5 protein-coding genes are annotated in these 15,235 nt (G+C 61.3%); 3 read left to right on the top strand and 2 right to left on the bottom strand.

Going from position 1 to position 15,235, the window contains the following annotated elements; all coding sequences use genetic code 11:
- Window positions 1-456: 456 nt before the first annotated feature.
- Window positions 457-1,155: a hypothetical protein gene (locus VGY55_06030; protein ID HEV2969532.1), complete on the bottom strand. Its 699-nt coding sequence runs from the start codon at window positions 1,153-1,155 to the stop codon at window positions 457-459.
- A 557-nt stretch (window positions 1,156-1,712) separates the two neighbouring features.
- On the opposite strand from VGY55_06030, the gene VGY55_06035 reads away from it, so the two are divergent.
- The 3 genes from VGY55_06035 (at window position 1,713) to VGY55_06045 (ending at window position 12,914) form a co-directional block, all read left to right on the top strand.
- Entirely contained in the window at window positions 1,713-7,115 is a 5,403-nt protein-coding gene (locus VGY55_06035) for an NPCBM/NEW2 domain-containing protein (GenBank protein ID HEV2969533.1), read from the top strand.
- 276 nt (window positions 7,116-7,391) lie between these two features.
- Window positions 7,392-12,341, top strand: a complete 4,950-nt coding sequence (locus VGY55_06040) for an autotransporter-associated beta strand repeat-containing protein (GenBank protein HEV2969534.1) — start codon at window positions 7,392-7,394, stop codon at window positions 12,339-12,341.
- Window positions 12,342-12,656: 315 nt separating this feature from the next.
- Complete coding sequence (locus VGY55_06045) at window positions 12,657-12,914, top strand: hypothetical protein (GenBank protein ID HEV2969535.1); 258 nt, start codon at window positions 12,657-12,659, stop codon at window positions 12,912-12,914.
- A gap of 194 nt (window positions 12,915-13,108) precedes the next feature.
- Here the strand turns inward: VGY55_06045 and VGY55_06050 are convergent, their stop codons facing one another.
- On the bottom strand, window positions 13,109-14,911 hold the full coding sequence (locus tag VGY55_06050; protein HEV2969536.1) for a ThuA domain-containing protein: 1,803 nt from the start codon (window positions 14,909-14,911) through the stop codon (window positions 13,109-13,111).
- Window positions 14,912-15,235: the final 324 nt, after the last annotated feature.

Below are 15,235 nucleotides of genomic sequence, written 5' to 3' on the forward strand. Positions count from 1 at the left end.
ATGGGTTTCCGGAAACGCTGCCGCACGCGTTCGCTGAAACAGGTTTTGCAGCACTACAGGATGCTGACGGATGAACTGGCGACGATTGCCACAAATAGACGACCCGCTGGCTGCCGGGGGAGCCCCCCACAAATCCAGCGGTTCGTCGGAGTATAGGGATCGCGCGATGAATTGCAAGCAAATTCTTGGGCCACTTTCTAATTCTCTCCAACGCGCTTCAACACCGTGGTTCGCCTGCTCACACGAAACTCATCGCAGTCTCGCGATTCCACGACCGTGAGCGAGCCGTTGAGAGAGCGGTCTCGGTGCCAGAGCTAGAGAGCATTGCCCTTATTTCGACGATCGCCGACACAGTTAGTGCCTATCCGAATACCGCCTGCGGAGAGGGGGACAGTCCCATTTTGTTCCGAAGACTCCACAAAATGGGACAGTCCCCGGCGGAATTCGGATAGGCTCTTATTCCTCGGCGTCGAGTACGCGATAGAGATAGCTGGCAAAACGCTGATTGGACCCCCCGGCGTCTTCCCAGCTATAAGCATGGCGACCGATGTGCCCGAGGCGAATCGTCGTATCGGCGAAGATTTTGAAGCCGGCCTCGCGCGCCCGATGCGAAAACGCAAAATCGTCCCCCAAGTACCACGGTCCCCGTTCGGTCTCGATCACCATCGGCATGAAATAAGGGACGGTGGGCTTTCGCCATTGCTTGTTGCAGATCGGCAAGTTCAATTGCCGCTGGATTGTTTCGTACACTTCGCGCCGCGTGTGCAGAAATCCGGTCGCTGTATACAGGATCTCGATCACGCTTCCCCCCGCGCCGAATAGGATCTCTTTCGTCTCGGGAAACAAACGAGAGGCCAGGGATCGCTGGGATTTTTTGGGATAGATACCCGAAACGAGCGGGAGGTTGTGCGTGCGAAGTTGGTCCACCGCGTCCGGATGAAACGCGACATCCGCGTCGATCCAGAAGAGTTCTTCGAAGTCGCGGGCCAGGGCGTCGGTTGCCGCTTCGTTCCGGCATTGGTCGATATTGGCAAAGCCGCGAATTCGCCAAACGGGATAGCCGCGCCGTTCGAGCTGCACGAGCGACCGCTCACATTCCGGCTCGATTCCGTAGTTCGCCGGCACCAGCACGACGCATTTCGCGCGATCGTTCATCGCTCGTCTCTTCCTGTCGCGGTCCAAGCATTCTGCTAACTTGCCGGAGTATAAGAGCCGTATCGAACGCAAGCAAATCGCTGGCATCTCCTCCGGCAGTCTGCTGGCGAATCTAAGAGCCTATCCGAGAACCGCCTGAGGAGGGGGGGACAGTCCCCTTTTGTTCCCGACCATCGCGGCGATGGTGCCCGCTCCACAAAGGGGACTGTCCTCGGCGGTTCTCGGATAGGCTCTAAGCGAGAGGTCGATCACCCCACTCCCCTCACCAGAATGCGAAGCCCGGCGATTGACTTTGACCGGCGAACGGGTCAATCTAACAGACGGTGGCAATTGGCGAGTGCCTCGGTCCAGGGCCCGCATGGCATCGTCAAGAAATCGTCGACCTCCCGTTCTCGGGCGAGCCGGCCTTCCGCTGGAATCCGAGGCGGCGGCTTATCGGCAGCGATTCAAGGCTGGCTCATTGTCGGCGGGTTGCACCGCGCTCGTTTCAATCGGTTTCATCGCGCGCCCCTTTTTCGCGCGCCAGATAGTTAGCGGCTCATTCAAGGAGAGTTACCTTGGCACGAACATGGAAGCGCGGCTCGCGGCGGCATCGATCTTCAAGGAGCAAGTCCCGCAGGCTCGCGCCCGAACGTCTCGAAGGGCGCTGGATGTTGTCCGCCACCAACATCCTCACCTATCTTAACGACTTGGCCGGCACGGGGGCGAACACCAACGAAACGGCGCTCACCCCGGCGGACGTCAATGCCAGCCAATTTGGCAAGCTGTTCAGCTCGAGCGTCGATGGGCAGGTTTTTGCCCAGCCGCTCTTCATGGCCAACGTCAACATTACGACGGGGGCCAATCAAGGCGTTCACAACGTCGTGTTCGTCGCCACGGCGCACGACAGCCTCTACGCCTTTGACGCCGGCAATGGCGCGGTGCTTTGGCACACGAGCTTTATCAATAACACCAATGCCGGCGTGCTCGACGTCAATCCAAACATCAACGCCAGCACCGTCGTCACATCGGTCCCCAGCGCCGACGTTAACTCGACCGACATCAATCCCGAGGTCGGAGTCATCGCCACCCCAGTGATCGACCCATCGACGGGAACGATCTACTTGACCGCGAAGACCAAGGACGTCGTCAACGGCAACACGAGCGCTCCCGACTACGTGTATCAGTTGTATGCGATCGACATCGAGAACGGGCGCTTGCAGACGTCGATGGGCGGAGGGGTGATGCAGTTTGCCGACACCGTCTACAGCGGCGGAAACTACACCAACACGACTTCGATTTCGGTCGCCGCGACCACGCCGTCGGCCATCGGACAATCGGGGGGCGTCATCAAGTTCAACACGCTCCGGGCGATGGATCGGACCGGCTTGACGCTCTACAGCGGCCAGATTTACATCGGCTTCGCCTCGCACGGCGACAATAATCCGTACCACGGCTGGGTCGTCGCCTTTAATGCCAACAATTTGCAGCTCAACGGGGTTTTCTGCACTACTCCAGGCGATCAGGAGGGCGGCATCTGGCAAAGCGGCGGACGAATCGAGATCGGTTCCAGTGGGGCCTTGTATTTCGAGACCGGCAACGGTGGGTTCGCCGGCGTCACGTTGAATGGAACCAATCCCACTCCGGCCCTAAACTCCAACGGGTTTCCGGTCGACGGCGATTACGGCGATGCCGTGGTGAAACTCGTGGTGGATCCGACGACGACGCCCGCCAGTCCCGGCCAAAACGGTTGGGGCCTCAAGGTGTCGGATTATTTCGCGCCGTCGAATCAGCAGACTCTCGACAATAACGACACTGATATGGCCTCGTCCGGCCTGGTGATTCTGCCGAATTCCCTGGGCGATGCCGCGCATCCCCACTTGCTGCTCGCCCGCGGCAAATCGGGCGTGATCTATTTGATCGACCGAGACAACATGGGCAAGTACAACTCGAGCACCGACCTCGTGGTTCAAGAGTTCACCGACGCCGGCGGTTTCTGGAGTTCGCCGACGCTGTTTCTAACCAACGCCGGCGGAACGACCGCGAATTTCTATGGTACTTACTACGGCGGCGCTTTGCAGCAATGGTCGATCAGCAACGCCGCATTTTCCACGAGCGTGGTGCACACCGGCCCAGACACATACAATTTTCCCGGCGCCACGGGATTCATCTCGGCCAACGGCACGTCCAACGGAATCGTTTGGGAGGTGGAAAAGAACAGCGGTCAACTGCGGGCCTATAGCGCTGCCAACGTGAGCACGGAACTTTATACGAGCAACCAAAACAGCGCCCGCGACTCGATTAGCGGCAACGGCGTCATCAAGTTCAGCGTGCCGATCGTTGACAACGGAGAGGTCTTCGTGGGGACCGGCAACGCGCTCGTGGTCTTCGGCGAATTGACGGCCGTGACGCAGGCCCCCGCGGCCCCGACGAATCTGGCCGCCAGCGCCTTGAGCGCTTCGCAAGTCCAGTTGACTTGGACGCGAAACTCGACGAACGAATCCGGTTTCGACGTCGAACGCTCGACCGACGGCGTCAATTTCGCTCAAGTCGGACTGGGGGACGCCGGCGCGACGGCATTCATCGATTCGAACGGTCTGCAACCGGACACGAAATACTATTATCGCATTCGCGCCATCAATAAGATCGGCAATTCGGCATACTCGAACATCACCAGCACCACGACTTTGTTTGGCATCGTGGGGCTTTGGGCCGATTCCGATGTCGGCGCACCCGGCGCAACTGGCGGCGCCAGCTTCGCCAACAACACCTACACAGTGTCCGGCTCCGGCAACGACATCTTCAACGCCAGCGACAACTTCCACTACATCTATCAGCCGCTCAATGGCGATGGCACGATCATCGCCCAGATCCTCACGCAAGCAAACACCAGCGGCGGGGCCAAGGCGGGCGTGATGATCCGCGCCACGCTCAACGGCAATTCAGCCTTCGCCGACGTGGTGACCACTCCGGCCGACGGAGTGCTGTTTCAGGACCGCACAACGACCGGCGCAGCCGCCGCTACCGTCGGAAGCATTAGCGGGTCCGCGCCCGAATGGGTCATGCTGGTGCGCTCTGGCAATGTGATTACCGGATATGCTTCGGCCAACGGGCAAAGTTTCACGCAACTCGGTTCGACGACGATCAGCATGGCGTCGTCCGTGTTCGTCGGCCTGGCCGTCACCAGCAACAATGACGGAGCGCTTAGCACCGCCACGTTCAACAACGTGCTGGTCGCGCCGCCGCAGACTTACGCAAGCGATCTGAGTTGGACGTCCGCGACCGACGGTGGATCGCTTTCCGTGCAGAAGGACAAAAGCCAAAATGGCAATTCGATCATGCTGGGAGGCATCGCCTATGCCAAGGGCCTGGGAGTTCGCGCGAATTCCGACGTCGTTTACGCCCTCAACGGTCAATACACCAATTTTATCTCCGACATTGGGATCGACGCCGAGGTGGGCAACAGCGGCGCGGCCGATTTTCAGGTCTATGGCGACGGCCATCTCTTGTACGACAGTGGGACTCTCACCGGCGGTGGCACGATCGGGCATATCGTGGTGAACGTCGCCAATGTCAATTCGCTCGACTTGCGCGTTACCGACGGTGCATCTGGCGCTGGCAGCGACCATGCCGATTGGGCCGGCGCCCGCCTGGTCAACGGCCTGCCGGCTGCCCCCAGCAACCTCGCCGCGCAGATTGCCAGCGGCAGCCAGGTGAACCTCACCTGGACGGACAACTCGTCCAACGAAAGCGCCTTCCTGATTCTTCGCGAAGACCCCAACAGCAGCACGTACAACGTGATCGGTTCGGCACCGGCCAAAGCGACCAGTTACATCGACCCGCAGCTCCTGAACGGGAAAACCTATTCGTATGAGGTGGTCGCGTCGAACACCGTGGGAAATTCCGCGGATTCCAACCTGGCGACGGTGTCCGTGCCGACCGTGCCCACCCCGCCCACCAATCTTCACCTGACGCAGTTGACCTCGAGCACGGTCGGCCTGGCCTGGAACATTTCGCCGACGGACAACCAGACCGGGATCCGAATCTATCGCCGCGACACGACCACGAGCCTCTATTCTCTGATCGCGACCCTTCCGGCCACCGCCACTTCCTACACTGACATCGGCTTGCCCCCCGGCTCGCTCCACGACTACGACGTCAATGCGTACAATATCGGCGGCTATTCGGGTCCGGCGTCGATCGAGGTCACGCTGCTGACCGATGCTCCGACCAATCCGGCGGCGGTTTCCGCTAGCGGCCACATCCAATTGAATTGGACGGCGGCGAGCGGCGCGGTCACTTACAACGTCTACCGCGGCACATCCACCGGCGGCGAAAACGCCACGGCGCTGGCAACCGGAATCTCGACCAACTCGTATTCCGACGCGAACGTCGCGATCGGCGCGACGTATTACTATCAAGTGACGGCGGTCGGCGCCGGCGGCGAAAGCGCGCGGTCGAGCGAAGTGCACGCCACGTATCTTGCCCCGGTAGCCACGATCGTCTCGCCGATCCCCAATCCCAGCGTCGTGCCGATTGGTTCGCTGCAAATCGCATTCAATGAGGCAGTATCCGGCTTCACGCGATCTTCACTGTCGCTATCGTATAGCGGCGGCTCGAACCTGCTTACTCCCTCGCAAACGCTCACAACCAGCGACAACACGACGTTCACGCTCAATAACCTTTCATCGCTCACGACGCCGGTCGGCAGTTACACGCTCACGTTCACCGCCGCTGGCTCCGGCGTAATCGATGCGGCCGGGAATATCGCGGCATCGAACGCGAGCATGACGTTCGTCATTACACATGCTCCGCCGCAGGTCACGGCCGTTTACGTCAGCGGCAGCGCCTGGCAGCAGAATTTCTTGAACTACTTGGCCTCGAGCGGCCAGGGAGATGCCCAGTTGGGCTATCGGGTTCAGGCCGGCGCAAACCAGCTTGGCTCTCTTCCCTGGACGAATATCAACATTATTACCGTGCAGTTCACGGAGGATGTGACGATCAATTCGGCGCAAGCCGGGCTGGCGTTAGTCGGTTCGCCCGATCTGCCTTCGCCGCCCGCCTTGAGCGCGGCTTCGTTCAGCTATTCGAGCGCCACCCGGGCCGCCACTTGGATTTATTCTTCCGCGCTGCCGCTCGATAAGTATTTGATCAGCATTCCTTCAGCCGCAGTGACCAACGGCCTGGGCGCCGCGCTCGACGGCGAATGGACCACTTCGACGAGCAGCTATCCTTCGGGTAACGGCACGGCGGGGGGCGACTTCGACTTCCGCTTCAACATTCTCCCCGGCGACGTCGATCAGAATGGCGTCGTCACCGGCGTGGACGGCGGCGATGTTCGCCAGCATTTCCTTCAATTCCCGTCCTCGCCGAGCTATGTCTCGCTTTACGACACGTCAGGCAAGGGAGCGATCACGGGATTGGATTTGCTCGCCGTGCAGAGCGCGCTGCTCACGCAGTTGCCCGCGACCGATCCGACTCCTCCGGGGCAAGGGGGTGGCGGAGGTGATGCGCCAGCGACTAGCGGTTCCGCGGTTGCCTCTGCGGTCGCGAGGTCGCCGATGGTCGTCGCGGCACCGTCCGCGGCCGAGACGAACGCTCCGACGACGACTTTCTCGACGAGCGGACCGCCGAAAACGATTTCACTCGCGAGCGCCCCGATCACCACAAGCCCGATGGTCGCCGCAGCGACCGCGACCGTCAGGGCCGCCCCGTCGCCATCCGTCATTCCCGCCGCACAGCCCGCGAATGCCGTTGTGCACGATCTCTTGTTGGAAGGCTTTGAGGCCAAATCGGGCAACCCCGCGACGAGATTGTCGTCGATTCTAGATAGCGTGACGTCGCTCGACTCGCTGTCGCTTTCGTCGGCGGCGCATCATGGCGGCTGGTTGCTCGCCCACGACTCGCTGTTCGCGGAATTCGATTATGGCGGTCTCCTCTCCACCACAAAACGATCTCCGTCCGGCAGACGAGTGAAATGACTTCGAGCCTATCCGAATGCCGCCGGGGACTGTCCCCCTTTTGCGCGGGCACCATCGCAGCGATGGTCGGCGGAGCAAAACGGGGACTGTCCCCTTTGCCCAGGCGGTTTTTGGATAGGCTCTTCGCGCGGACGAGACGAGATTTAATGGTTTCAGAATTCCCTCCGGTGTAAAGACCACGTGAGTCAACCCATTTCTCGAGCGAGCCGGTCTCCGTGTTTCCAGCGGCGAGGTCGCGCGCTTGGGTGGCCGCGCAGTCGCTCTCTTCAAGCGGCCGTGGTTCGGCTGGTTCTCAGCGCCGCGGCAGTTCTCGCACTGGGCCGGATCGGCGCCGCCGCCGATATCGTCTGGTCGGTCTCCAGCGGCAATTGGAATACGCCGGCGAATTGGACCGGCGGTCATCTGCCCGGCCCAGCAGACAATTCGTATATCGGGAACGGCGAGGCCGCGAACATCACCGGCAATCTTGCTAATCCGACGGTTACGGCGATCTACGTCGGCGGCACGACGGATCAAGGGGGGCCCGTCGGCGGCAATGGCACTCTTAACATGAGTGCCGGGAGCATTGCCGCTTCGAATTGGTTTATCGTCGGCGATCTGGCAGGCACGACGGGCACGTTCAATCTCTCCGGCGGTTCGGTCAATGTCACCAGCGGCGATGTTTTCGACGTCGGCGACTATGGGACAGGCGTTTTCAATTTGAGTGGGACCGGCAGCGTGAGCGTCGCGGGGGGCACGTTGGTCGTCGGTCGCTGGGGAGACGGCACGGCCGCCGCCAGCGGAGCGGTCTCGCAAACCGGCGCCGCAACCAGTGTGGTGGCCAACGAAATGGATATTGGAGCGGTCGGGCGTCAAGGAACCAGCTTGCAGACACAGGCCGTCTACACGCAGAACAACGGCAAAGTCGCGACCAACAACGGTTTCCATGTCGGCCCGATCGCGAACTCGAACGGTTTGTACACCATCCGCAACGGCAGCCTCACGGTCGGCGCTCAAATGGACGTCGGACTCGGCGGGACCGGCGCTTTCGTGCAACAGGGCGGCGCCGTGACCGTGACGGGAAACGGCAACACTTGGCTATATATCGGCACCAATGCCGGCTCGCACGGCTCGTACACGATTTCGGGAGGCTCGCTCAACGTCAACAATCGAATGATCGTCGGCGAGGACGGATTCGGCACGGTGACGCAAACCGGCGCGACGACATCCGTGAACATCGGTCAAGACATCAGTGTCGGCGACCATCTTGGCAGCAGCACGGCGGCCACCCCCGACGCTTATAACATCGGCGCGGGAACGATCACCACCGGCAACGGTTTCCTTTTGGGATGGAGCGGTTACGGCACGGTCAATCAGACGGGCGGCGCCGTGACCGCCAACGGCAACGGCATTCAGTTCGGCGGCAACAACGGAACCGGCCAAGGAATCTACAATTTGTCCGGCGGGACATTGACCGTTTCGCAGGTCTTCCAGGGTGCCGCCGGAGTCGCTGCGCATCAGTTCAATTTCACCGGCGGCACGCTGCAAATCGGCGAGTACAATTTCGGCGACTTGATTCAATCGGCCACGTCCAATCCGAGCGTGCTCGATGTGACTCAGAACGACACGCTGCTCGCCGGGCGCTACATCCTGTCGTCCGGCGCCGCGCTCGTCGACAACGGCCACACGCTCGATATCGCCGGTGATGCCCATGTTGGCGACACCGGCGGCACGGCCAACATGACTCAAAACAGCGGCACGGTCACGATCGATAACGGCTCGTGGCTTTATCTGGGCATGACTGCCGGGTCCAATGGCACGTATAACCTCGCCGGCGGAACGCTCCTTCCCTCCGCCCGCGAAATCGTCGGCAACGACGGACTGGCGACCTTCAACCAATCGGGCGGCAGCAACGTCGTGCCGATGGATATCAGCGTTGCCGACCACATCGGCAACTCCACCGCCGCCCAGCCGGACACCTACAATCTCTCCGGTGGAACGCTCTCGACCAGCGGCACCGGCATTCAATCGGGATTACTGGTCGGATGGAATGGCTATGGATTATTCAATCAGACCGGCGGCACGGCGTCGTTCGGCGGCAACGGCATTCAGCTTTCTGGCAACGGTGGCTTCGGCACTTACGCGCTCAGCGGAGGCACGGTGTCCACCTCGCAAATCTTCGTGAACGGCGGTCAGACGAACAACGCCGGCGGCGGCGGATTCTTCTTGTTCAACGGCGGCACCCTCATGCCCACCGGCAGCTCGACCACGTTCCTGCAAACTCTCACTGGGGCCAAAGTGCAGGCCGGCGGGGCAATCATCGATACCAGCGGATTCAACATCACGGTGGCGCAACCACTGGTCCACGATGTCGCCCTCGGCCCGTCGCTCGACGGCGGCCTGACCAAGGCGGGCGCAGGCACGCTCACCCTCACTGGCGGCAATCTTTATACCGGCCCCACCAAGATCACTGCCGGCACTCTGCAGGTCCTTCCTGGCGCGGCGTCCCAGCCCGGCCTGTTCGAGGGCCGCGTCAATGGTGCTTTCAACACGTACACGCTCAATCCGCAAACGTCGATCCAAACGACCACCCGCTATGCGAACATCGCCGACAACAGCAACGGCAACACCTATCCGGCCACCGCAGGCGCCTGGCAGGACAATACCACGTTCGCTTACACCGGCTACCTCAAAAACAACAGCAACGGAAATGTTACCTGGACGTTCGCCGAGAATTTCGACGACAACGTGCTGTTGCAGATCGATGGCAATGTCGTGCTGAACGACAACCAGCCGACCGTCCCAACTCTGGCGAACTACACGCTCACTCCCGGTCTCCATACGTTCGAGCTGCGGCTCGGACAAGTTGGCGGTGCCGTTGGCCCGTCGAACCAAGGCTGGTTTAACAATGGGCTTGGCCTCGGCGTCGATACGCAAGGGCGCGGGCAGCAGGTTGCGGCCAACTATGTCGCCTTAACTGATCCGGGCAACGGTTCGCTGCTCGTCACCAGTGTACCGGTCTTGCCACCCACCACGCCCGTCGTCATGTCGAGCAACTCGACGCTCGATATTACCGGCGCGAGCATGACGATTGGCTCGCTCGCCGACGCCCCGGGGAGCCCGACCGGGCATCAGGTGCTGTTGGGCAATGCCACGCTCACCACGGGCAACGACAATACGAACACGACTTTTTCGGGCGTCATTTCCGGAACCGGCGGCGCCCTGACGAAGATCGGCGCCGGCATTTTCACTCTCGCCGGCGCGAACGCGTACACTGGCCCGACCGCGGTTAGTAACGGCACGCTCCGCATCGCCGGCTCGCTCGCCGGAGGCGCCGTGACTATCGGCGATCAATCGGCTGGCCACGCCGCGACGCTGACGGGCACCGGCACAATCAACGGCGCGGTCACGGTCAACGGCCCTGGCGCCGCCGGCACGGGGGGCACGATTGCCGGCGCAACCGGCGCAACGCTCCATTTGGCAGGCGGACTGGCGCTCGCGGGCGGCTCGATCTCGACCTTCACGCTCGCCGCCCCCAACGGATCGAGTGATGTTACCCAAGCGATGGTCAACATCACCGGCGGTAGCTTGACCGGCCCGGCGAGCGGCCTCCACACGATCAATCTCTCCGGATCTCCGCAACCGGGCACGTACGATCTGTACGCGTTCACCGGCACGGCGCCATCGCTCGCCGGCTTCACCCTCGGCGCGCAGCCCGCGGGTTTCCGTTACTCACTCAGCCTGCTGAGCAATCAACTCGACCTGATTGCCTCCGAATCTTCCGCTTGGAATTTCGCCGGCAACGGCAATTACGGCGACAACTCGAAATGGGACCAAAGTATTCTTCCCAATGCGGCGGGCCAAACCGCCGCTTTCGGCAACGGAACGACGAACAATATCGGCAGTCCTCCCGTGGTGGCGGCGAACGTCACGATCGACGGCAACTACACCGTTGGCGCCCTGGAGTTCAACAACAATCAGGCGACGACGTTCGACCTCAGCTATGGCGGCGCCGCCACCGGCTTGACGCTGAATGGCAGCGGCTTCGGCGCGACGGTCACGGTTAGCAATTCCAACAACAATCCGACGATCTACACGAATCTCACGCTCGCCGATAGCACGACATTCAACATCGCCGCCAGCAGCAGCCTGACGCTGACTATCGGCGGCGCCGGCGTCGCGCTGACTGAGATCGGCGGAAGCCACACTCTGACGAAAACGGGCGCCGGCACGCTCATCCTCGACCGCACGAGTTCCTACTCGGGATCCACGACGGTCAACGCCGGCGTGCTCACCGTCACCGCGACCGGTGCGCTGGGCGGCGGTCCGCTGATCGTCAATGGCGCCAGCGTCTCGTCGGTAGTGAATCTGAACAACAATCAAACGCTGGCCAGCCTGGCAGGCGCCGTGTCGGGTGGCGGCTCGGCGAGAGTGAATGTCGCGTCAGGCACGACCCTTGGGATCAACGAACCGCCCGGAAGTGTCAGCTACGGCGGATTACTCGCCCTGGCGTCGGGCGGCGCACCCGGCGCCGGGGCCGCGCTGGCGAAGTCCGGCAGCGGCGCTGAGATTCTCACCGCCGCGCCGGTGCTCGGCAACAACACAACCCTGAACGTCAGCGGCGGAACGCTCAAGCTCAACGTCAGTTCTGGTTCGGCCAGCGTCGGAACCGGCGTAACGGCCAACATCACCGGCAGCGGTGTCTTGGAATTGGCTGGTTCGGTCTCGGCCTTGGGCACGGCGACACCGCCCAATCGGGTCGCAATCACCAACAACAGCAACGCCGCGGCCGGCCTGTTGATCTCCGCCGGCAATCAGCAAGTCGGCGGCATCGGCGGCGCGGGCAACACGCAGGTCAGCGCGGGCAGCGATCTCACGGCCGACCACATCATTCAGAATTCGCTGATCATCGGCGGCACGGCCGGATCCCCGGCCCTCGTGACGATTGACGCGTCAGACTCCGGCGGCAATCCGCTGGCCGAGTCGAATGGCTTCGCGCTCGCCAGCTCGATTGAACCCAGCGATCCGTTCGCTGTTGGATCGCTTACTTCCTCGAACTTGGTGGTCAGCGACGGATCAACATTGGGCGATTCGGCACTGCTCGGCAGGACTCCCGGCGGCGGCACTCTCGGCGGCAACACCGCGGTCCCCGAAACCACGACGCTGCTGCTGATGTTGATCGGCCTATCGTGTGTGCTTGGCCGGAGGATCGCCCAAAGACGCCATGCCGGCCGCGACGGGATCTAACGCCTTTTCAGTTTGCGGACACCCGCGCGGTATCGCAGCCGTTCCAGGATGCATCACGGCTGGACAATTGAGAGTTTGATTGCTGGCGAGGATGGCCTAGGCTTTAAGAGCCTATCCGAGAACCGCCGGGGACTGTCCACCATTTGCGCAGTCCTCGGAGCAAAACGGGGACTGTCCCCTTTGCCCAGGCGGTTCTCGGATAGGCTCCAATTGGCAAAGCCTGTTGCCTAGCCAATGGGATTCCACGTAACAACCCGGAGGCGTGCTGGGCAAATTGTCTAGGGTGTCCCGTCGCGAAAACGAAAGGTCCGCAAGATGACTATCGACGAATTGAGGAGAGAGATAGTGTCGTATCGCAAAGCTCTCACCGAAAAGGGCAAGGCAGGTCACATGGTGAGATTCACATCGACCGGTCCTGTTGGCATGCCCCTAATCGACAAACTTGTAGAAGTCATGGAGATGCAGCAGCGACAAATCGACGATCTTCGAGCAAAGATCAATCCAAGAGGCGAAACGGATGGCGCCGACGGCAATAAAGGTCGTCCCATGTCAACAATTGGCGCCGCCTACTGAATTCCGCCCCGATCATCGTCCGCTATTCTCGCACAGCGTTTTTGCCAGCCTCGGGGATAGGCTCTATCGCCGGGGCCATCGCGCCAGCTCCCGTCGCGGCTACGCGGCCGCGCGCGGCAGCCGACAGCGGCGGAGGAGGTGGTTATGGGGGTACGGCCAGCCGGACGAATGAACGCGGCTCGCTGCCATCCGCGCTATTTGAGATCTCCGAAGATCACGTCTTCGGGAACGTCGTGTTCATCGAGGATTTGTAGCGTGGTGGCGGGACCGAGATCGGGATCGGACCAGGAACGCAATGCCCATACGACCTTCTTATCGGGAGTCAGTACGAGCGCCTGTATGGGCGCGGCGGTTTTATCAACCGGACCGTTCCATTGGTTAACCCAGTTGTTGATGAGCGTGTTTCCGTTTGACAGCCGCCACGCGAGCTGCAGGCTCAGCGGCTTGTATTCCGCCAGGTCCGCGCGCGAGACTTTCCACACCGTCTCGTTCTTCCTGCTCACTTCGCGAACGCCGGAGCGATCGACGAGCAAGACGTTTCCGTTTTTCAGAGGCGTCACTCCCCAAACACCTTCGGCTGGAATGGACCACAATTCCTTCCCCGTCGCGTCATATTCGGAGACCTTGCCGAGGTCCATGTGCCCAACCATGAGCGTGCCCGCAGCCGTGAGCCGGGCGTGACGGAACTGGCCATGGACGCTCTTTGCATTCTTCACGGGAATCGGGAATTCCTTTACGGTCTCCTTCGTGTTGATGTTGACCACTTTGACCAGGGCCGGGTTGCCATTTTGAAGAAAGACGACGTGATCCCTGCCAATGGGCTGGGCCGTGTGGATCTCGCACCCCTGCGGAGCATCGTAGTTCCAAAGCACTTTCTTCTCCGGAGAGATCTTCTTCACCGCGAATTGGTGAGCGAGAACCACATCGCCGTTTGAAAGCAGAACGGCGTCGCTGATTTCGCCCTTGCCATCGGGATCGTCGTAGGTCCAGACGATCTGACCCTTCTTCACGATGAACATCTTGCGTTGTTTCGATTCGCCCGCGTAAAAGAAGTCGTGCTCGGCCAATCCCTTTCCGGGCAAGACGAGCGCGGCGGCTGACACGTCCACGCGGGGCACGGCCTTTTCCGGCGCGGTAGCGATGGTGCGATGGTCGTCGGCCTGCGCGAGTCCGCCGCAACCTGGCAATGGATGCCCGTCTGTTCCAAGCTTATCGCAAGCCCAGAGCAGTCCGAAGGCAAGCAGCCGTTGGTAATCCGGGTCGGCCCCGGTTTTCATATCGTGGCCGAGTGTGGTGCCGAAGACGCGCGCCTTGCCGTAGTGGTTGACCCAGGCGACGATGTGCGTCTTGCCGCTGGACGGGCTCTTGGCGGTCAGCAGCGGCTCGGCGGTGGCCATCAACTTCACCGTGTTGTACAGCTCGTCGCCAGCCGTCTTCCAGTCATCGGGGAAATTCTTGAGGATCGGCTGATCCCTTTCGCCGGCCGCCTTTTCGGTGGAGAACGACCTGTATGGATCGTGGACCCGAGTGTCCATGCCAACCAGCGCGTGCCACTTGGCGTCAGCGATCGCCTCGCGCTGCTTCAGGTCCGGCGCTTTTGGGTCGCGGGGAGGCCGGTAGGTGTGTGCCGAACAGTGAATGAACACGGCCGGCTTGCCCGCCTCGGCCGCCTCGAGCGCACCGTCGTAGTCGCCGTCCTTCCACTTCTCGCCGAAGCAGATGTCGTAGATTACCGCGTCGTAGCCATTAGCGAATTTTGGGTTTTTGAAGATATCGGCCATTTCCTCGGCCGTGGCGACCGGTTTGACGTCGATTTTGACGTTGGCCAGTTCCTCGATTTTTTTCGCCAACACCCGCGGCATCTGCTTGTAGTCGTGGTAGCCGCCGCCGACGAACATGACGACCTTCAGCGGCTCATTCTGCGCCGCGCGAGCTGGCCATGCGGCCGAATTGGAAAACAGCAGGAGAGCCGCGAGAGTCAGAAGGAACTTACTCATCAGAATCTCCGCAAACGTAGTGTCACTTCTCGAAGTGATCCGTCAATACTCTTTCCAATCCGAGGAAATAGGGCGGCCAGTGGCTCTTCCGGGCGCCAACAAGCTGATTGCATTGTAGCTCAGCCGCCGATCAAGCGGCCAGCATCCCGCCCCCTGGGATTTCCGGCCCCGCGTATCTCTTTCTCCGGCTGCACGCGGACGGGGATAATGCGGCTGCAAAACGAGACGCCCAAAACTGACCCGCCGAAGCGCAATCGCCGCTGGTTTCAGTTCAGCCTGACCGACTGACGACAATGCCCGACGACGACGTAGATTGAGCCCCGA

The organism is Pirellulales bacterium (assembly GCA_035939775.1).
In the GTDB taxonomy this organism is placed as follows: Bacteria; Planctomycetota; Planctomycetia; order Pirellulales; family DATAWG01; genus DASZFO01.